At 71.6% G+C, this 16,907-nt stretch carries 18 protein-coding genes; 4 read left to right on the top strand and 14 right to left on the bottom strand.

Features of this window, described 5'->3' with window-relative positions:
- Positions 1 to 31 precede the first annotated feature (31 nt).
- Positions 32 to 961, bottom strand: coding sequence for an SDR family NAD(P)-dependent oxidoreductase (locus AB0L21_RS21725; protein WP_365785763.1), 930 nt, complete (start codon positions 959 to 961; stop codon positions 32 to 34).
- Between the two features lie 126 nt (positions 962 to 1,087).
- Here AB0L21_RS21725 and AB0L21_RS21720 point away from each other — a divergent pair, with 126 nt between their 5' ends.
- Positions 1,088 to 1,846, top strand: a complete 759-nt coding sequence (locus tag AB0L21_RS21720) for a TetR/AcrR family transcriptional regulator (RefSeq protein WP_365785761.1) — start codon at positions 1,088 to 1,090, stop codon at positions 1,844 to 1,846.
- Positions 1,847 to 2,204: 358 nt separating this feature from the next.
- Here AB0L21_RS21720 and ftsH read toward each other — a convergent pair whose 3' ends face one another.
- Positions 2,205 to 4,154, bottom strand: a complete 1,950-nt coding sequence (gene ftsH, locus AB0L21_RS21715) for an ATP-dependent zinc metalloprotease FtsH (RefSeq protein ID WP_365785759.1) — start codon at positions 4,152 to 4,154, stop codon at positions 2,205 to 2,207.
- A 98-nt stretch (positions 4,155 to 4,252) separates the two neighbouring features.
- Positions 4,253 to 4,693: an SPW repeat protein gene (locus AB0L21_RS21710; protein ID WP_365785757.1), complete on the bottom strand. Its 441-nt coding sequence runs from the start codon at positions 4,691 to 4,693 to the stop codon at positions 4,253 to 4,255.
- A gap of 201 nt (positions 4,694 to 4,894) precedes the next feature.
- Here AB0L21_RS21710 and AB0L21_RS21705 point away from each other — a divergent pair, with 201 nt between their 5' ends.
- Entirely contained in the window at positions 4,895 to 6,064 is a 1,170-nt protein-coding gene (locus AB0L21_RS21705; RefSeq protein ID WP_365785754.1) for a TDT family transporter, read from the top strand.
- A gap of 63 nt (positions 6,065 to 6,127) precedes the next feature.
- On the opposite strand, the gene AB0L21_RS21700 is transcribed toward AB0L21_RS21705, so the two are convergent.
- The 3 genes from AB0L21_RS21700 to AB0L21_RS21690 are packed head-to-tail and all read right to left on the bottom strand — an operon-like array spanning position 6,128 to position 8,384.
- Entirely contained in the window at positions 6,128 to 7,036 is a 909-nt protein-coding gene (locus AB0L21_RS21700; protein ID WP_365708264.1) for an SAM-dependent methyltransferase, read from the bottom strand.
- Positions 7,033 to 7,707 (bottom strand): helix-turn-helix domain-containing protein, encoded by a 675-nt coding sequence (locus AB0L21_RS21695; protein ID WP_365785752.1) that lies wholly within the window; start codon positions 7,705 to 7,707, stop codon positions 7,033 to 7,035. The genes AB0L21_RS21700 and AB0L21_RS21695 overlap by 4 nt, the downstream gene beginning before the upstream one ends.
- 8 nt (positions 7,708 to 7,715) lie before the next feature.
- On the bottom strand, positions 7,716 to 8,384 hold the full coding sequence (locus AB0L21_RS21690) for a hemerythrin domain-containing protein (protein ID WP_365785750.1): 669 nt from the start codon (positions 8,382 to 8,384) through the stop codon (positions 7,716 to 7,718).
- A 160-nt stretch (positions 8,385 to 8,544) separates the two neighbouring features.
- Here AB0L21_RS21690 and AB0L21_RS21685 point away from each other — a divergent pair, with 160 nt between their 5' ends.
- Positions 8,545 to 9,030, top strand: coding sequence for a nitroreductase family deazaflavin-dependent oxidoreductase (locus AB0L21_RS21685; RefSeq protein WP_365785748.1), 486 nt, complete (start codon positions 8,545 to 8,547; stop codon positions 9,028 to 9,030).
- A 496-nt stretch (positions 9,031 to 9,526) separates the two neighbouring features.
- Entirely contained in the window at positions 9,527 to 10,366 is an 840-nt protein-coding gene (locus AB0L21_RS21680) for a PrsW family glutamic-type intramembrane protease (RefSeq protein ID WP_365785746.1), read from the top strand.
- 109 nt (positions 10,367 to 10,475) lie between these two features.
- On the opposite strand, the gene AB0L21_RS21675 is transcribed toward AB0L21_RS21680, so the two are convergent.
- The 8 genes from AB0L21_RS21675 to AB0L21_RS21640 form a co-directional block, all read right to left on the bottom strand.
- A complete protein-coding gene (locus tag AB0L21_RS21675; RefSeq protein WP_365785744.1) occupies positions 10,476 to 10,961 on the bottom strand; it encodes a thioesterase family protein in 486 nt (161 codons plus the stop codon).
- 34 nt (positions 10,962 to 10,995) lie between these two features.
- Positions 10,996 to 11,481, bottom strand: a complete 486-nt coding sequence (locus tag AB0L21_RS21670; RefSeq protein WP_365708252.1) for an MEKHLA domain-containing protein — start codon at positions 11,479 to 11,481, stop codon at positions 10,996 to 10,998.
- The gene (gene ilvC / locus AB0L21_RS21665; protein WP_365785742.1) at positions 11,474 to 12,475 is read right to left on the bottom strand and encodes a ketol-acid reductoisomerase; all 1,002 of its coding nucleotides are present in this window, start codon (positions 12,473 to 12,475) and stop codon (positions 11,474 to 11,476) included. Before ilvC ends, AB0L21_RS21670 begins: the two co-directional genes overlap by 8 nt.
- A gap of 88 nt (positions 12,476 to 12,563) precedes the next feature.
- Positions 12,564 to 14,045, bottom strand: a complete 1,482-nt coding sequence (locus AB0L21_RS21660) for an FAD-binding oxidoreductase (RefSeq protein ID WP_365785740.1) — start codon at positions 14,043 to 14,045, stop codon at positions 12,564 to 12,566.
- Positions 14,046 to 14,342: 297 nt separating this feature from the next.
- Positions 14,343 to 14,636 carry a WhiB family transcriptional regulator gene (locus AB0L21_RS21655; protein WP_365785738.1) on the bottom strand — a complete coding sequence of 98 codons (294 nt, stop codon included), beginning with the start codon at positions 14,634 to 14,636 and terminating at the stop codon, positions 14,343 to 14,345.
- A gap of 159 nt (positions 14,637 to 14,795) precedes the next feature.
- Complete coding sequence (locus AB0L21_RS21650; RefSeq protein WP_365705370.1) at positions 14,796 to 15,362, bottom strand: hypothetical protein; 567 nt, start codon at positions 15,360 to 15,362, stop codon at positions 14,796 to 14,798.
- 278 nt (positions 15,363 to 15,640) lie between these two features.
- Positions 15,641 to 16,045, bottom strand: a complete 405-nt coding sequence (locus AB0L21_RS21645; RefSeq protein ID WP_365785736.1) for an SsgA family sporulation/cell division regulator — start codon at positions 16,043 to 16,045, stop codon at positions 15,641 to 15,643.
- Between the two features lie 148 nt (positions 16,046 to 16,193).
- Complete coding sequence (locus tag AB0L21_RS21640) at positions 16,194 to 16,805, bottom strand: DUF308 domain-containing protein (protein ID WP_365705374.1); 612 nt, start codon at positions 16,803 to 16,805, stop codon at positions 16,194 to 16,196.
- Between the last annotated feature and the right edge of the window lie 102 nt (positions 16,806 to 16,907).

Genomic DNA, 16,907 nt, shown 5'->3' with positions numbered 1-16,907 from the left:
TACGAAGGTGGGTGCGGCGGGCTGCTCGGGATCACAGGCGGCCGAGCAGGCCGGTGACGCCCATCCGGCGGGCCAGGCGCAGCCGCAGTTCCTCGGCGGCACCGTTGATGATCTCGGCGCCGTAGTCGGAGCCGTCGGCGACGGTCCGGCGCGGGCGCTGTCCCACGGGCAGGCCGACGATCCGGACGACCTCGTCGGCGACGATCTGCGGGTCGGCGCTCACACCGTTCACCATCATCCGCTCGGTGTCCTCGCCCATCGAGGCGAGGAAGGGGGCGATCCTGTCGTACGCGGCCGTGCGCTCGGTGTCGGCGGGGAAGGCCGCGTTGGCGAAGTGCGCGGTGCCGTGGGTGAAGACGCCGGGCATGAGGATCGTGGTCTCGACGCCGTAGGCGGTGACCTCCCAGGCGGTCGACTCCGCGAAGGCGTCGAAGGCGGCCTTGGCCGCGGTGTACGGCGCGAGGAAGGGCGGGATGGCGCGGGTGGTGCCGGAGCCGATCCACAGCAGCAGGCCCGACTCCTGGCGGCGCATCACCGGCAGGACGGCGCGGTTGACGCGCAGGGCGCCCACGGCGTTGACGTCGAAGGCGCGCAGCACTTCCTCCGGGCTGAACGCCTCCGTCACGCCGACCAGCAGGTGGGCCGCGTTGTGCACGACGACGTCGATGCCGCCGGCCTGCTGCACGACCTCTTCGACGGCCGCGGCGGCCGACTCCTCAAAGAGCACGTCGAGTTCGACGACCGACAGCTCGCCCGGGGCGTCCTCGGCCTGGGCCAGCAGGGCCTGGGCCTTCTCGGCGTTGCGGCCCAGCGGGTCGCGCATCGAGGCGAAGACGCGGTGGCCGGCCTGGGCCAGCGAGACGGACGAGAGCGCTCCCATTCCGGTGCCCGCGCCGGTGACCAGGACCGTGTGCGAGGACGAGGACGAAGAGGGGGACGAGGACGAGGACGTGGTGGACATGTTCTTCCTCCTTGGACGGTGACGCGGAGTGGACCGGCCCACGACCAGTCCGGATCGCCGCTCACCGATTCGATACATCGACGCTAACAACAGCATCGATCACAGTCAACCGTTAACATTGATTCCATGACAGCAACCGACACCGAGACGACCCCGCAGCCGCGCGAGCGGATCCTGCGGGCAGCAGCGGACCTGCTGGCCGAGGGCGGACGGGAGGCGGTCTCCACCCGTTCCGTCAGCGCCGCCGCAGGAGTACAGGCACAGACCATCTACCGGCAGTTCGGCGACATGCAGGGCCTGCTCGACGAGGTCGCCCGGCGGGGCCTCGCCGCCTATCTCGCCGACAAGAAGGCCAACCTCGCCTCCGGCGACCCCGTGGAGCAGCTGCGGCGCGGCTGGGACCTGCACGTGGCCTTCGGACTCGCCAACCCGGCCCTGTACCGGCTCCTCTACACCGACCCCCGGCCCGGGGAGGGCGCCGCGGCGATGGACGAGGCGTACGGCATGCTCCTCCAGCTGGTCACCCGGGTCGCCGAGACGGGCCGGCTGCGCATGGGCGTCGAGGCCGCGGCGGCGATGATCCAGGCCACCGGCATCGGCGTGACGGTCACGCTGATCGGCGCCGCGGCGGCCGGGCGGCTCGCCGAGCACGAGCGGCTGTCGGAGAGCACGCGGGACGCCGTACTGGCGGCCCTGGTCACGGACGCTGAGCAGGCGGCGCCCGTCGAGGAACCGCGCGCCGCCCGTGCCCGGCACGCGGTGGCGCTCAAGGCCCTGCTGGACGAGGCCGAGGGGGACCGCCCCTTCACCCCGGGCGAGCAGCAGCTGCTCGCGGAGTGGCTGACCCGCCTCGTCTCCCCCACGACACCGACCGACGCCGGCTAGCCCCCCGACGGCCGGCACCCGCGCCGAGGCCCCTCCCCGGCGCGGGCCCTCCACCCGGCCGCACGTCCCCGGCGCCGGCCCGGCCCCGGCACCTGCCGCCGCCCCGCAGCCCACCCCGGGAAACCGCCACTCAGCCCGCCGCGCGGTCATAGCCCGCCCCCCCGGAGCCGGCCCCACCCACCCCACCGGCCCCGGCCACCGCCATGGACCACTCCCCCAGCGCGAGCCACCGGCCGGACGCCGGCACACCCCGGTGACGAACAGCGCCCTCGTCCGAAGCCCACTCCCAGCGGCCCCCGGTGAGGCCCGACGCCGGCCGACCCCCGGTGAGCAACCGGCCCAGCGGCGGCCCCCGCGCTCATCGGCCGCCCCCCGCGTCCCTGGGCGGAAGGCCCGCGATGCGGTACGCGTCCGGTTCCTCCAGGGTCTCGTGTTCCAGGAGGGCCACGGCCAGGGCGTCCAGGCGGTCCCGGTGCTCGCGCAGGGTGCGGCAGGCCTCCTCGTAGCACTCCTCGACGATCCGCCGCATCTCGGCGTCGATCACGTCCAGGGTCCGCGGGGCGGCGGCGAGGCCGTACGGCTGCTGGGTGTCGCCCGGCAGGGCCGAGAGCCGGCCGACCTTCTCGCTCATGCCCCAGCGCGACACCATCCCGCGCGCGATGCCGGTGACCTGCTCCAGGTCGTTCTCCGCACCGGTCGTGACGACCCCGAACACCACCTGCTCGGCCGCCATCCCGCCCAGCGCGCCGATGATCCGGCCGCGCAGGTACTCCTCGGTGTACGCGTACTTGTCCGCGTCCGGCGTCGACAGCGTCACCCCGAGCGCCCGGCCACGCGGCACGATCGTGACCTTGCGGACCGGGTCGGCGCCCGGCTGGAGCATGCCCAGCAGCGCGTGCCCGCTCTCGTGGTACGCCGTCCGCCGCCGTTCCTCCCGCGGCATCACCAGCGGCCGTTCGGCGCCCAGTTGGACCTTCTCCAACGCCTCGGAGAGGTTCTTCCGCGTCACCCGGTCCTGGCCGTACTTCACCGCGAGCAGCGCCGCCTCGTTGGCGAGGTTCGCCAGCTCCGCACCCGTCATGCCCGGGGTCGTACGGGCCACCTGCGCGAGGTCGACGTCGGCGGCGAGCGGGATCGCGCGGGTGTGGATGCGCAGGATCGCCTCCCGGCCGGCCCGGTCCGGCGGGGACACCTGGACCACCCGGTCGAACCGTCCCGGCCGGGTCAGCGCCGCGTCCAGGACGTCCACCCGGTTGGTGGCCGCGATCACGATGACGCCCTCCGAGCCGGAGAAGCCGTCCATCTCGGTCAGGATCTGGTTGAGCGTCTGCTCCCGCTCGTCGTGCCCGCCCACGCTCGACCCGCCCCGTGACCGGCCGATGGTGTCGATCTCGTCGATGAAGACGATCGACGGCGCGACCTTGCGGGCCTCCGCGAACAGCTCCCGCACCCGGGAGGCCCCGACGCCGACGATCATCTCGATGAACTCCGAGGCCGAGGCCGAGAAGAACGGCACACCCGCCTCCCCCGCGACGGCCCGCGCCAGCAGCGTCTTCCCGGTGCCGGGCGGGCCCGCCAGCAGCACGCCGCGCGGCATCTTCGCGCCCAGCCGCCGGTAGACACCGGGGTTCTTCAGGAAGGCGACGACGTCGTTGAGTTCGCCCTCGACCTCGTCGATGCCGGCCACGTCGGCGAAGGTCGTGCGCCGCTCGCCCGGCTCCAGACCGACCGGCTTGGGCGGCTTGCGGCCGAGCACCCCGCCGGCCCCGCCGAGGCCGCCCAGTCCCCCGCCGGTCCGCCGGGCGACGAACACCCATACGGCGATCAGCAGCACCGTCGGCAGCAACGACACCAGCAGGGTCTCGCCGAGGCCCGGCCCCTGCGCCAGCGGCTCGGCGGCGACCGCGACCTTCTGCCGGGTGATCTCGGCCCACAGCTGCCCGTCGTCGGCGAACGCGGGCTTGTACGTCTTGAAGTGCGTGTACGTGTCGCCCTTGCCGCCGCCGGGCACCTCACCGGGCTTCTTCAGCGTGCCCTGGATCTCGGAGCCCCGGGAGTAGACGCTCTTGACGTTGCCCGCGTCCAGCTGCGCGGTGAAGGCGGTGTAGTCGACCGAGGTCGTACCGTCCCCGCGCACATCGCTGTAAAGGAAGCCGAACGCGGCGTAGACGACGAGCAGGACCAGCAGCTGCACCAGGCAACCGCCCCGGGAACGCCACCCGTTCGGCGACGGCGACGATCCGCCCGGCATTCCTTCGGTCCGCCAGGACTGACGGGGGTCATGACGCGGCGGAACGGGATCGGTCATCGGTCTGTTCTCCTTGAGGAGCGGCAGGAAGGGGTCGGGCGTGGGCGGGGCGCGGGCACGGGAGGGCCGGGCGGGTGAGGGACCGGGTCGGCGGCGGGTCACAGAACGCGGTTGGCGCGGCGCACCATGACCCCGGACACGAGGCCGAGCGCCAGGGCGAGCCCGCCGAGGATCACCCCGTCGAGCGCGGCCCCGCGGCCCGGATGCCGGCCCACCACCGACGGCGACAGGACCATCCAGACGCCGGTCACGCTCAGCGCGCCACTCATCCCGGTCATGCGCTCGGGGGCCACCGTGAACCCCAGGGCCTGGAAGCAGACGGCGGCGCCCAGGATCAGGTCGTGCACCGCGAGATCACCGTTCGCCGCGGCGAAGTGCAGGATCCAGGGGGACGCGGCGAAGAACAGGCCGACCAGGAAGACCGGCCCGTTCACCAGGGCCACGTCGTGCACCCCGAGGACACGGGCGTAGCGTTCGCGCATCTCGAAGGCGTCCGGGTGGCCCGCCATGTCGTCCCTGCGGTGGGGGAAGCCAGACATCCGAGGACTCCTCACTGCTGTCCGAGCCCTCATGCTGTCGCGCCCCCGGCGACCGAACATCACACATGTAAGCGATAAGCGCCCGGGAATGTGTCTCGCTCGCTGTCACATGCCCAGAACACCTCGGTCATAGGCGGGCCTTATGACCTGATACAGGGAAGCCGTCTACCGGTCACCCCCGTCCGGAATGACCTTGGACGCATGACTACCTCTCTCGCACCGGTCACCCACACCGCGCACCGGCGCCGCGCCACCCGGCGGTTCCTGCGGGACCTCGACCGGCCCGCCGACGTGTTCCGCAACCTGGGCCCGAACTGGTACGCCTCGGTGATGGGCACCGGCATCGTCGCCAACGCCGCCGCCGTCCTGCCGTTCCACGTGAGCGGACTGCGCGTGTTCGCCACGGCCGTCTGGGCCCTCGCCTCCGCGCTGCTCGTGGCTCTGACCGGCGCCTGGGCCGTGCACTGGATCCGGCACCGGGACGTCGCCCGGGGCCACGCCCACCACCCGGTCATGGCCCACTTCTGGGGCGCCCCGGCGATGGCCCTGATGACGGTCGGCGCGGGCACCCTCACTCTGGGCCGGGACTGGATCGGCGCCCAGGCGGCCGTACGCGTCGACTCCGTGCTGTGGGCCGCCGGCACCCTGCTCGGCCTGGTCACCTGCGTGTGGATCCCCTACCTGGCCATGACCGAGCACGAGGTCGGGGAGGACTCCGCCTTCGGGGGCCGGCTGATGCCGGTGGTGCCGCCGATGGTGTCCGCCGCCACCGGCGCGGCCCTGGTCCCGCACCTCGCACCGGGTCAGGAGCGGCTGACCCTGCTGCTGGCCTGCTACGCCATGTTCGGCATCAGCCTGTTCACGAGCCTCGTCATCATCACCCAGCTGTGGGGCCGGCTGGTGCGCCACAAGCTCGGGCCGGCGGCCATGGTGCCCACGCTGTGGATCGTCCTCGGCCCGCTGGGCCAGTCGGTGACGGCGGCGAACGCGCTCGGCGCGGTGGCGCACCTCGCCCTGCCGCGGCCGTACGCGACCGGTGCCGCCGTCTTCGGAATGGTCTACGGCGTGCCCACCTGGGGCTTCGCCATGATGTGGCTGGTGCTCGCCGCCCGGCTCACCGTGCGCACCGCACGGAACCGTCTGCCCTTCGCCCTGACCTGGTGGAGCTTCACCTTCCCGGTGGGCACCTGCGTCACCGGCACGTGCGCCCTGGCGGACCGGCTGCACTCGGACGCCTTCGACGTGGCGGCCGGAGCCCTGTACGTCCTGCTCCTGGCCGCGTGGGCGGTCGTCGCCGTCCGCACCCTGCGCGGCAGCTTCCGCGGCACCCTGTTCCTGGCGCAGGCTCCCGCGTCCGCCCCCGGGCGATGACGGGGAGGTACGGCGGCCGGGCGTGTGACCACAAGGGCCCGGCCGCCGTACGATTGTGCGGGATCAGCCTTCGTCCGGACCGTGCACCCGGCGTCCCCGCACCCAGCGAGCGTGCGAGATCGGGTCGTCGACACCGGGCTGCGGACCACGGCCGTACCGTTCGGTGAACCGGTGGACGGACTCCCCGGACACCTCCCAGCCCTCCCCGCAGAGGGCGCGCGCGGAGTCGGGGCGAGCGTCCTCGCTGAAGAGCCCGCTGAGGTGGACGCCCATCTTCTGCTCCGTGTCCGCGTACAGGGAGCTGTCGCGGATCTCCTCGGTCTCCTGGCCCTCCAGGATCTCGTAGGCGATCGCGCTGCCCGGCGCCGACAAGGCCGAGACCGTGGCGATCAGGCTCCGCTCCACGGGAGCGGACAGGTAGGGGATGACCCCTTCGATGACCCACGCGGCGGGCCGCAGCGGATCGAACCCGGCGGCCCGCAGCCGCTGGGCCCAGGTGCTCTCCAGGTCGGCGACCACCCGGTGGTGTTCCACGGCCGGCCGGGCACCGATGGCGTCGAGGACGTCCTGTTTGAAGGCGAACAGCTCGGCCCGGTCGACCTCGTACAGCACGGTGCCGGCCGGCCAGTCGAGCCGCAGGGCCCGGGTGTCCAGACCGGCGCCGAGCAGCACCACCTGCCGGATGCCCCGCCGGTGCGCGGCGTCCAGCAGGAAGTCGTCGAACACCCGGGTGCGCAGGGCGAAGTACTGACCGCCGCGCCCCCACACCGGGTCGGCGTCGCCCCCCTCGACCTCCTCGATGGAGACGGGCAGCGGGACCGGTGTCTCGGCGGCCTTGACGAAGGCCTCGGCGTACGGATCGGCGACGATCCCGTCCGGGTGCCGGGTCTCGATCGCCCGTGCCGCCGCCACCAGCAGCGCCGTCAGCGCGACGCCGGCGGAGAAACGGGAGGCGGGCCCGCCGTCCTTCATGTGTGCTCCGTTCCTTCGTCCCGTTCTTCCGTCAGCGGGAGTCCGGCGCCACGGCCCGGCTCCCCGCGGTGTCGCAGTCCCTCCAGGAGGAGGGACAAGGCGTGCGCGCGCTGTCCGCCGGTGAGGAACGGTGACACCGCGAGGGACACCACGGCGCGGAGGAACCCCTCGGCCTGCGCACCGCAGCGGGCGGGCAGCGCCGTCCCGGCCTGAGCCAGCAGCTCGGCGACCGCCTCGGACAGCACCTTGCGGCAGGGCGACAGACACAGCGCCTCGGGGCTGAACACCTCGCGCAGCGCGGCGTCCTCGGCGACGGTCCGGGTGAACCCGTCCAGCCAGCCCACCAGCGTCCGCCAGGCCTGCTCGGGATCGGTGCCCGCCGGCTGTGCCGTGCTCGCCGTACGGCACAGCGCGTCGACCGTGTCGGCGACGTCGTCGGCGAAGACCGCCTCCACCAGGCTCGTGCGGGTCGGGAAGTTCCGGTAGAGGGTGGCGATGCCCACCCCGGCGCGGCGCGCGACCGCCTTCAACGGGGCGTCGGTGCCGTTCTCCTGGAACTCCTCGCGGGCCGCGGCGACGAGCGCGTCGTAGTTGCGGGCGGCGTCCGGCCGGCGGGGACGGCGCGACGCGACCTCGGCGAGGTCCGGCGGAACGCGGGCGTCCACGGTCACGGTGTCGCTCAGGCGGCCGACTCGAAGACCTTGCGGGCGTGCCGGGCGTAGGCCTTGGGGCCGAGGACGGGCATCAGCAGCCGGGGCACCAGCGGCGCCGTCGACAGCATCAGCTTGACCACCTCGGCGTCGGCGAGGGAGGCGAGCATGCCGAAGACGACGGGCAGCTTGCTCTTGGGCAGCGCGTTGATCGCGTGGTCCCCCAGCTCGTGCCACTCCTTGGCCGTCACATACTCCGGGACGAGCGGCAGGACGTCCTTCTCCTCGATGCCGAGGTGCTCGGTGAGCAGGGCGCCCAGGCGTTCCAGGGAGCGGGCCAGCTGCTCGCCGTGCTCCTCGGTGGGCCGGCCGCGCCAGATCGCCAGCCGCTGGGCCGACTCGGTGAGCAGGGCCGCGATCTCCTCGTGCTGGCTCTCCAGCAGGTTCACCGTCTCACCGAGCCGGTCGCCCGCGCGCTCCAGCAGCTTGGGCCACAGCAGTTCGTCCTCGCCCTTGTGGTGCAGGTGGAGGAAGTCCTCGATGAGCTGCACGTGGTCGGCGATGACGGCGACCCGCTCTGTGTCGTCCGTGGTCACCGCCCTGACCAGGCCGGGCAGCCGCGCGTAGTTCTGCCGGAACGCCTCATGCACGACCAGCATGTCGCGGACGTCGGCACGGTCGGTCGATGTGTGGGGCATGGCACTACCTTCTCGGGCAGGGGGTGACACATATGAATCTCGTGGAGTACGTCAGCCCGGATGATCGACCTGACGTCAAGGAGTGGTACAGATTGAACCACATGCAAGACAGTCACTTTGCTTCAGTCACTGAGTCAGTCACTTTGAGAGGCCGTGAACTATGACAGAGCGCGATCCCGACCAGCCCACCGCGGACATGGACCTCAGCGTGATGCCGGACGAGGTCTGGGTCCACGACCAGGCGCGGCTGGTCGAGGCGGCGACCGAGTCCGGTACGACGGAGAGCATCGCCGTGGAGTACGACGGCACCAAGGCCCAGCTGATCATCCTCACCACGCGGGGCGCGCGGACGGGCCGGTACCGCAAGACGCCGGTGATCCGCGTGGAACACGAGGGCCGGTACGCGGCGGTCGCCTCCAAGGGCGGGGCGCCCACGAACCCCGCCTGGTACCACAACCTCCTCGCCCACCCCGAGGTGGAGGTCTGGGACGGGACCGAGCACCGGCCCTACCGGGCGCGCCGGACGACGGAGGCCGAGCGGCAGGAGTGGTGGGACCGGGCGGTCCGCGCCTGGCCCTCCTACGACGACTACCGCTCCAAGACCGACCGCGTGATCCCGGTGCTGCTGCTGGAGCCGGTGGACTGACGGACGCCTACCGGCGCCCGGCGCCCGCCGCAAGCGGCTGACTGTACGTATCGCGTCCCTCCACAACCCGGCCGGCCGCGCCTACGCTCGGTGCCGGTGGCGCGCTGCGGTCTCGCACCGGAGCGCGTGTCACCTGTTCCACTTGGGTCAGGCACTGTCGTAGGGGGCGTCTATGCACAGGCCAGTACGCTCAAGCGGCAAAACGACCGGCGGGTGCGGACAGCGGTGCGGCTCTCCGTGCACCGCATCCGCCGGTCCCCTTCACCCCGTGGCTCATGACGCCGGCGGTCACAGCGACCGAAGCGACCGAACTTCGAACAAACGCGCCCGTCGCACGGACGTATGGCCCTCACCGGCACTCACGGCACTCACGGCACTCACGGCACTCACGGCACTCACGGCACTCACGGCACTCAGCTTGACATGAACGTGTGATGTCCGCCGCCCTCCGCGCAGGCACCCTCGGATGCATCGCCATCCGTCAGGGGAGGAATCCGTGTCCGTGTCCCTCGCACAACAACCGGCTCGCACCGAGCGGAGCCGGCTGCTCAGCTTCGGCCGTCGCTGGGGCTGGCTCGCCGTCCTGCTGGTCGGCCTGCTGCTGTTCTGGCTCATCCACTCGGCGCTGGTCTCCACCCAGAACCCCAACCTGGTCCCCGCCCTGATCTTCTTCGGGGCGGCCCTGGTCCCCGCGGCCTTCGTCACCTTCGTGGCGGGCCGGCGGCTCGACTTCGGGGTCGGCACCGGCGTCGTAGGGGCCACCGCGCTGGCCGGCGGCGCGATCGGGGTGACCACGGCCGGTTTCCTGGAGTACCGGACCCTGCTGCTGATGGACTTCCTGCCGATGGCGGCCGTGGGCCTGATCGAGGAGGCCGCGAAGCTCATCGTCCCGCTCCTCCTGCTGCTGGTCATCCGCGACCGGCACCCCGGTGACGGACTGCTCGTCGGAGTCGCCTCCGGCGCCGGCTTCGCCGTGTTCGAGACCATGGGCTACGCCTTCGTCGAACTCATCGACTCCGGTGGCGACCTGCACGCCGTGGACGATCTGCTGGTGCTGCGGGGCCTGCTGAGCCCCGCCGCCCACATGGCGTGGACCGGGCTCACGGCCGCCGCGCTGTGGTCGGTGGCGGCGGCACGACGCAACCGCAAGGCGGCGGTCGCCAGGTTCGTCCTGGTGTACGCCGTCGCGGTGGGCCTGCACACGGCGTGGGACAGCTTCAACAGCGACACCGCCTACGTGATCCTGGCGGCCCTCAGCCTGTCCTTCCTCATCTACGCCACACACCGCCTGGCCCCGCCGCGCCCGGCCCGCGCCCGCGTCGCCGTACGGGCATGACCCCGTCCGGCACACGCCCCGTCCTCCTGCGGGCACAGGCCGGCCCCGCCCGAAGGCGCGGGCGGGGCCGGGGTCGGCGGATGTCCGGGCCGGTCGGCGCACATCCGGGTCAGCGCGGGCTCGACAGCTCGCGCTCCAGGACCTCCCGCGTCTTCTGCGTCCACGGCTCCGGTGCCGCCGTCCTCGGGTCGATCTTGACGATCACCCGCCGTCCGTGCGCGTGCGTGTGCCCACCGGAGTGGATGCGGAAGGCGAACTGCGCGCTGGTACGGCCCAGTCGGGCCAGCCGGAACGTCACGTCCACCGGTCCGATCCGGGTGACCGGCCGCTCGAAGACCACCAGCAGCTCCCGGACCACCACATTCAGGTCCGGGTGGCCCAGCGACATGCCCAGCCCGGCGAAGTACCGGGTGATGGCCCGCTCCAGCAGGGCGGCGAACCGCCCGTGGTAGAGCATCCCGAAGGCGTCCAGGTCGTCGAAGAACACCTCGACGGCCTCGGTGTGCCCGCCGGCCTCACCGACGTCGCCGACGGCCTCACCGACCTCGCCGACGGCCTCCCCGGACGGCACCCCGGTGCCGGATCCGTCAGTCATCTCGTCCTCCGTCGCATCCCTGGCCTCGGGGTGGTCAGCTCTGGCCGCCGGCGTCGGACCAGGACCGGAAGACCGCCGCCTGGCCGTGCTTGCGCCCGCCCGTGTCCACCAGGTCCCACATGCGGACGTCCTCGATCCAGAAGAGGCTGCCGTCCTTGCGGACCCTGCGGCCCCGGTAGCCGTCCGCGAAGCCCTGCCGGTTCACCGTGGCGACGAACGCGTCCCGGTCCTCCTGGGCGTCGGGCGCCGCGGACAGCCGGGACGGCAGACCGGTGAACTCCGCCTCGGTGTAGCCGAAGCAGCGCTGTGCGGTGCGGTTGGCGTAGACGAAGCGGGGATCCGCCGAGGTGTCGTGCGCGAGCAGCCCGAAGGGCGCCTGGCCGTACAGCCAGTCGGCTGCCTCCGCCGCGTCCCGCCACCGCTGTGGGCACAGCGGCGTGCCCACGAGCCGCAGATGACTGCCGAGAAGGAGAGCGGCGAAGTCCGCGCCGCGCGCCGTGACAGCGGTAGGGTCAGACATCGCCGTCCCGCACCCAGCTCATCAGCTTGCGCAGCTGCTTGCCGGTGGTCTCCAGCAGGTGCTCGGAGTCCTGCTTCTTGTACTCGTTGTACTTCTTCAGGCCGCCGTGGTACTCGTCCATCCAGTTCCGGGCGAAGGAGCCGTCCTGGATCTCCGCGAGGACCTTCTTCATCTCGGCCTTGGTGGCGTCGGTGATGATGCGCGGACCGGTGACGTAGTCGCCCCACTCGGCGGTCTCGGAGATGGACCAGCGCATCTTCTCCAGGCCGCCCTCGTACATGAGGTCCACGATCAGCTTCAGCTCGTGCAGGCACTCGAAGTACGCGATCTCCGGCTGGTAACCGGCCTCGGTCAGCGTCTCGAAGCCCGCCTTCACCAGCGCGGCGGTACCACCGCACAGCACGGCCTGCTCGCCGAAGAGGTCGGTCTCGGTCTCCTCGGTGAAGGTGGTCTTGATGACGCCGGCACGGGTGCCGCCGATGCCCTTGGCGTACGACAGGGCCAGCGCGAAGGCGCCTGCGGAGGCGTCCTGCTCCACGGCCACGATGCACGGCACGCCGCGGCCCTCCTCGTACTGACGGCGCACCAAGTGGCCCGGGCCCTTCGGGGCGACCATGCAGACGTCCACGCCCGCCGGGGGCTTGATGAAGCCGAAGCGGATGTTGAAGCCGTGACCGAAGAACAGCGCGTCGCCGTCCTTCAGGTTCGGCGCGATGGACTCCTCGTACACCTGGGCCTGGATCGGGTCCGGGACCAGGATCATGATGACGTCGGCCTCGGCGGCGGCCTCGGCCGGAGTCACCACACGCAGGCCCTGCTCCTCGGCCCTGGCCTTGGACTTCGACCCCTCGTGCAGACCGACACGCACGTCCACACCGGAGTCACGCAGCGACAGGGCGTGGGCGTGGCCCTGGCTGCCGTAGCCGATGACCGCGACCTTGCGGCCCTGGATGATGGACAGGTCGGCGTCGGCGTCGTAGAACAGCTCGGCCACTGGATTCCTTTCGCGGCCCCGCGCTGCGAGGCCGATGTGTTGCATCTGGGTGTACCCCGGCCCGGCACCGGACCGGGGCGGGGGTCGGCTACGCCGCCGGCCTGATGTTGTGGTTGAAGCGGAACATGTTGGCCGGGTCGTAGACACGTTTGAGGGTGGCGAGCCGGGCATAGCGCTCGGCGCCGTAGAAGTCGCGGACCTCGGCCTCGCTCAGGGCCTCGTCCGGCGACAGGAAGTTGAGCACGTGGTGCGGGGCCCGCCACGGGGCGAGGCCACGGGCGTACGCGCGGGTGAACTCCGTCATGGCCCGCAGCTGTGCGGGAGAGCCGCTGCCCACCGCGAACGTCGTGTAGGGGATCCCCCGGGAGGCCACGGCGTTGGGCCGGGCCGGTTCCCGGTCCAGCGCACCGCCCAGCGCGCGCACCTCGACGTTCTTCATCGGGCAGCCCGAGCCCGGTCCGGTGAGTTCCATGAGCCGGTCCAGGGTGGCGGCGGAGAACTCCCGTAGCGCGAAGCCCGTTTCCACGAGCGGCATGGCGTGCACGGGGTCCAGGTGGATCTCGCCTATCTCGCCGAAGGGGCGCTCGGCGAGGGTGTCGAGGAGGGGGGTGGCGGCGGCGCGCAGCGGCTCGGCGATCCGGGCGCCCTGCGCGCCGTCCCCCAGGTGTCCCAGCCGGACGTGCAGGACGAAGGCTCCGCGCAGCGGGCGCGGCAGCGCGGCGACGTCCGGGAGCCGCTGGACGGAGAAGGAGGTGGTGGTGTCCTCGCCGAGGGCCGGTACCAGCGCCCGCCATGCCTCCAGCACCGGGCGCATCTCCTCGCCGCGGAACCACAGGCCGCCGCCGTAGAAGCGGGGGATGTCGAAGACGTCGAACTCCATACGGGTGACGACGCCGAAGTTGCCCTTGCCGCCCAGCAGCGCCCAGAAGAGGTCCGGGGCGCGCTCGGGGGTCACTTCGCGGACGGTTCCGTCGGCGGTGACGACCTCCATCCAGCGCACATGGTCGGCGGCGTAGCCCAGTCTGCGGCCGAGCAGGGGGCTCAGTCCGCCGCCCAGGGTGTAGCCGACGACGCCGACGTTCGGAGCGGAGCCCACGACCGGCGCCAGCCGGACCTTGTCCGTCTCGGCGAGCACCTGGGCCCAGGTGACCCCGGCGCCCACGCGGACGGTGCGCCGCCCGGGGTCGACGGATATCTCCTGGAGGCGGTTGGTGGTGATGAGCAGGGCGTCCTCCGCGGTGGGCAGTACGACCTGGTGGCCCTGGTTGCGCACCGCGACCGGCATGCCGAGACGGCCCGCGTGGCGTACGGCGGCGGCCACGTCGTCGGTGGAGGCGGCACCGACGACGACGGCGGGCGTCAGCACGCGGGAGAGGTTGAAGGTACGGCACTCGGCGCCGTAGCCGATGTCGTCGGGCAGCAGGACCGGGCCCTCGACCGCGGCACGCAGCGCGGCGTGACCGGTCGGGGCCGGTGCCGTGCCCGGTGCCAGGTACGGGGGCGTGCCCGGTGCCGTGCCCGGGAGCGTCTCCGCACGTCCGGGCACGGCCTTCCATCCGTTGTTGAGCATTGATCCACCACGAGTCGCCGGAGGGGGGTCCGGAAGCCGGGAGCGCACGGCGCTGGAGGGACACTCGAAGGCGCACGGCCGCGCAGGGGCGACGGGCCTGCTTCCGCGAACGACCCTAGGCGATGTCGTTGCGCCCTCGAACGAATTCCGGGTGGGTGTACGCAACGGGTACACCTTCAGGAGCCCTTCCAGGGCGTTCGGCGGCGCGGGGTGAGTTTCGCTTGAGGAAGTCCCGGGCAGTTCTTACCAGTTGCTCACATGGACGGGTCTCAGCCGGCTTGCTCACAGGGGCTTGTCTCAGCGGGCGCCCTGGTCGGCGTCCTGGCGGTCCGAGCCGAGGATGTCCTGGCGTTCACCCGCGGACATCCCGCCCCACACGCCGTACCGCTCCTCGTAGTCGAGGGCCATGGCGGCGCACGCCTCGATGACCTCGCACCGGCCGCAGATCCGGCGGGCCCGTTCCTCCCGCTGGCGGCGCAGGCGGCCCTTCTCCCCCGGAGGGGAGAAGAAGACGGCGCTGTTCATCCCGCGGCAGGCGGCTCGCTCCTGCCATTCCCAGTCGCTCAGCAGCGGCAGCAGTCTGGTTCGCATCCTCTTCCTCCTCCTTCCGCCCCCGCGCGGCCCGAACTCCGGGGCGCCACGGCGACATATGACGGTTACATGACAATCCGTGTCCCCGCCCCGGCGGCGGGGACCACGTCCGGCCCGGGGTCGGGAGGCGTGGTCCCCACGGCCCGTGGAGCGGACGGCTCAGTCGGCGGCGGACCGGGCCGCGACGCCTCCGTCCGCCCCGCTTCCCTGCGGGTTCTTCTCCCCGTCCCGTTCGAGGCTCGTGTAGAACACGGAATGCCCCTGCTTGAGGCGCTGCGCACTGCTCCGGGCGACCAGCCCTTCGAGGGTCGTACGCACCACGGTCGTCTTGATGACACGGTCCGGGTGGGCCTCGCTCAGCGCGGTGGCGATCTCCGCCGCCGAGCACGGCTCCGACTGCTCGGCCAGGTAGGCCCGGATCAGGGCGACCAGGGTCGGCGTCTTCTGCTTCCGCCGGGTGCCGCCCGCCGCCGAGGCGGTGGGCAGGTCGTACCCCTGGACGGAGGCGGACACCGGGACCTGCTGGAGCGGAATGCCGCTCTCCAGGGCTTGCTGCATGGTCGCGAGCACGGTGTGGTCGTGCTGCAGGGTCAGCAGGCGAGCCTGAAGTGACTCGATCTCGCTGCGGACCTGGTCCTGTTCCTGCACATTCCGTTCGAGGTCCTGTGTCAGCTGGGAACTGTAATGCGTCAGCAGCTCAGTGGTGGTCAACTTGGCTTCAGGCATGCCGCGGACCCTCCCTTGGTTCGGCTCTTGGACAAGGCTCTTTGTCGATGTGTGTCATGCGGTTACTGAGGGGGCGTGTCTCAGGCGCTGCCACAGATACTACGCCTCGTCCCATTGTCCTGGCTGGCCCGGTCTCACCACCTGGGTTCGTCCGGTGTCACCTCCACTCGGAAAACTGAACCGAGTGCCTGGCAGAAGAAGTCAACTCACTAATCGATCGGCACACCCGATCGAGTAATGACTTACTTCTGCCATCAACTGATGAAGCTTGGACCACGTCATTGGATCAGCTGAGTCAGCTGGTCCCAGTCCACATGCGCCAGCTCCTCACCCCGGGGAACCATCGCATAGCAGTGCGCCAGCCACTGGGCGACCGGCTGGGCCGGCATCTCGAAAAGCGCCGTGTGACGGGCGTTTCCCACCTGGATCCACAGGGAACGGTCGCCGTCCTCGTCGTACTCCGGCCATACCGCGACATCTCCCTGGCCGGATCGGGCGGCGAGTCCCTCGCTCAGCAACTCGCGGGCGAACACCCACCGCACCGGATACTCACCTTCGCTGTCGAAGAGAAGGGCGACGGCCAGCGGATCGGCGGAGTCGAACGAGAACTCGCACGCGATCGGCACCGGCAGACGCCGGGCGATCCAATGGGTGACCGGGATCGTGTGGTGGCACTTCCTCATGTGAAACCTCCTGTGGACGAACCGGATCGCCCACCGCGCCGCGCGGGGAATTGCTCCGCGGAGCGGCGAAACGGTCCCGGGAAAACCGCGTGGGACAGCGAAAGCCGCGTGGACCGGGGAAAGCCCCGTCGTACGGCGAGCCGTTTGTTCAGTACAGCGGGCGCAGCGTCCGGCTCCGTCGGCGGGACGCGCCGACGGCCTCCACCAGCCCGGTGAGTACCAGGGCGACACCGGCGAGGGAGGCCAGTTGCCCCAGGGACGAAAAGGGGAAAGCGGTCATGAAGAGGCCGACCGAGACGATCACCGCGTTCAGCAGGTCGTCATAGGCGACGACGTGAACGACCGAAGACGGCATCATCGAGACCGCCATCGTGAAGCCGCGCAACAGCAGACCGAAGCCCGTCCACAGTCCCAGCAGGAACACCGAGTCGGCATGGCCCCGGAAGAAGGAGACCGCGAGGAAGAGGACGACGAGTCCACCGCCGGCCAGCAGCCAGCGGACGGGCCGTGGCACTCTCGCCTCGCGCACGGCGAACAGCTGGAGCACGCCCTGGACGGCGAACTGCACTCCGAAGACGACTCCCGTCGCCGTCCGGGTCAGCCCCGGCGTCAGCAGCAGCGTGCTGCCGACGCTCACGGAGACCAAGGCCCCGGCCAGCCTGGTGACACGGCTGCGTACGCGGATCCCACGGGCCGCGCCCACCATCGCCCGGTGCGGAACAGACCGGCCCTCGAACCGTACGGCTTCCAGCTGTGCCATCTGTTTCACTTCCCCGTTTCCCGGTGCCGGGCGCGCCCAGCGCACCCGTTCGTCATGGTGGTGAGTCCGGCCGGTGGTCGGCGGGCCTCCAGTCTCACGACC

The organism is Streptomyces sp. NPDC052721 (assembly GCF_040678315.1).
Lineage (GTDB): Bacteria > Actinomycetota > Actinomycetes > Streptomycetales > Streptomycetaceae > Streptomyces.
Note: the sequence above shows the minus strand (reverse complement) of the source record. Positions and strands in the feature narration are given on the sequence as shown.

Excerpts from the sequence above, each read along its gene's own strand:
- AB0L21_RS21725 (WP_365785763.1), bottom strand. The coding sequence starts at position 961 with ATGTCCACCACGTCCTCGTCCTCGTCCCCCTCTTCGTCCTCGTCCTCG.
- AB0L21_RS21720 (WP_365785761.1), top strand. The coding sequence starts at position 1,088 with ATGACAGCAACCGACACCGAGACGACCCCGCAGCCGCGCGAGCGGATC.
- ftsH (WP_365785759.1), bottom strand. The coding sequence starts at position 4,154 with ATGACCGATCCCGTTCCGCCGCGTCATGACCCCCGTCAGTCCTGGCGG.
- AB0L21_RS21710 (WP_365785757.1), bottom strand. The coding sequence starts at position 4,693 with ATGTCTGGCTTCCCCCACCGCAGGGACGACATGGCGGGCCACCCGGAC.
- AB0L21_RS21705 (WP_365785754.1), top strand. The coding sequence starts at position 4,895 with ATGACTACCTCTCTCGCACCGGTCACCCACACCGCGCACCGGCGCCGC.
- AB0L21_RS21700 (WP_365708264.1), bottom strand. The coding sequence starts at position 7,036 with ATGAAGGACGGCGGGCCCGCCTCCCGTTTCTCCGCCGGCGTCGCGCTG.
- AB0L21_RS21690 (WP_365785750.1), bottom strand. The coding sequence starts at position 8,384 with ATGCCCCACACATCGACCGACCGTGCCGACGTCCGCGACATGCTGGTC.
- AB0L21_RS21685 (WP_365785748.1), top strand. The coding sequence starts at position 8,545 with ATGACAGAGCGCGATCCCGACCAGCCCACCGCGGACATGGACCTCAGC.
- AB0L21_RS21675 (WP_365785744.1), bottom strand. The coding sequence starts at position 10,961 with ATGACTGACGGATCCGGCACCGGGGTGCCGTCCGGGGAGGCCGTCGGC.
- AB0L21_RS21670 (WP_365708252.1), bottom strand. The coding sequence starts at position 11,481 with ATGTCTGACCCTACCGCTGTCACGGCGCGCGGCGCGGACTTCGCCGCT.
- AB0L21_RS21660 (WP_365785740.1), bottom strand. The coding sequence starts at position 14,045 with ATGCTCAACAACGGATGGAAGGCCGTGCCCGGACGTGCGGAGACGCTC.
- AB0L21_RS21655 (WP_365785738.1), bottom strand. The coding sequence starts at position 14,636 with ATGCGAACCAGACTGCTGCCGCTGCTGAGCGACTGGGAATGGCAGGAG.
- AB0L21_RS21650 (WP_365705370.1), bottom strand. The coding sequence starts at position 15,362 with ATGCCTGAAGCCAAGTTGACCACCACTGAGCTGCTGACGCATTACAGT.
- AB0L21_RS21645 (WP_365785736.1), bottom strand. The coding sequence starts at position 16,045 with ATGAGGAAGTGCCACCACACGATCCCGGTCACCCATTGGATCGCCCGG.
- AB0L21_RS21640 (WP_365705374.1), bottom strand. The coding sequence starts at position 16,805 with ATGGCACAGCTGGAAGCCGTACGGTTCGAGGGCCGGTCTGTTCCGCAC.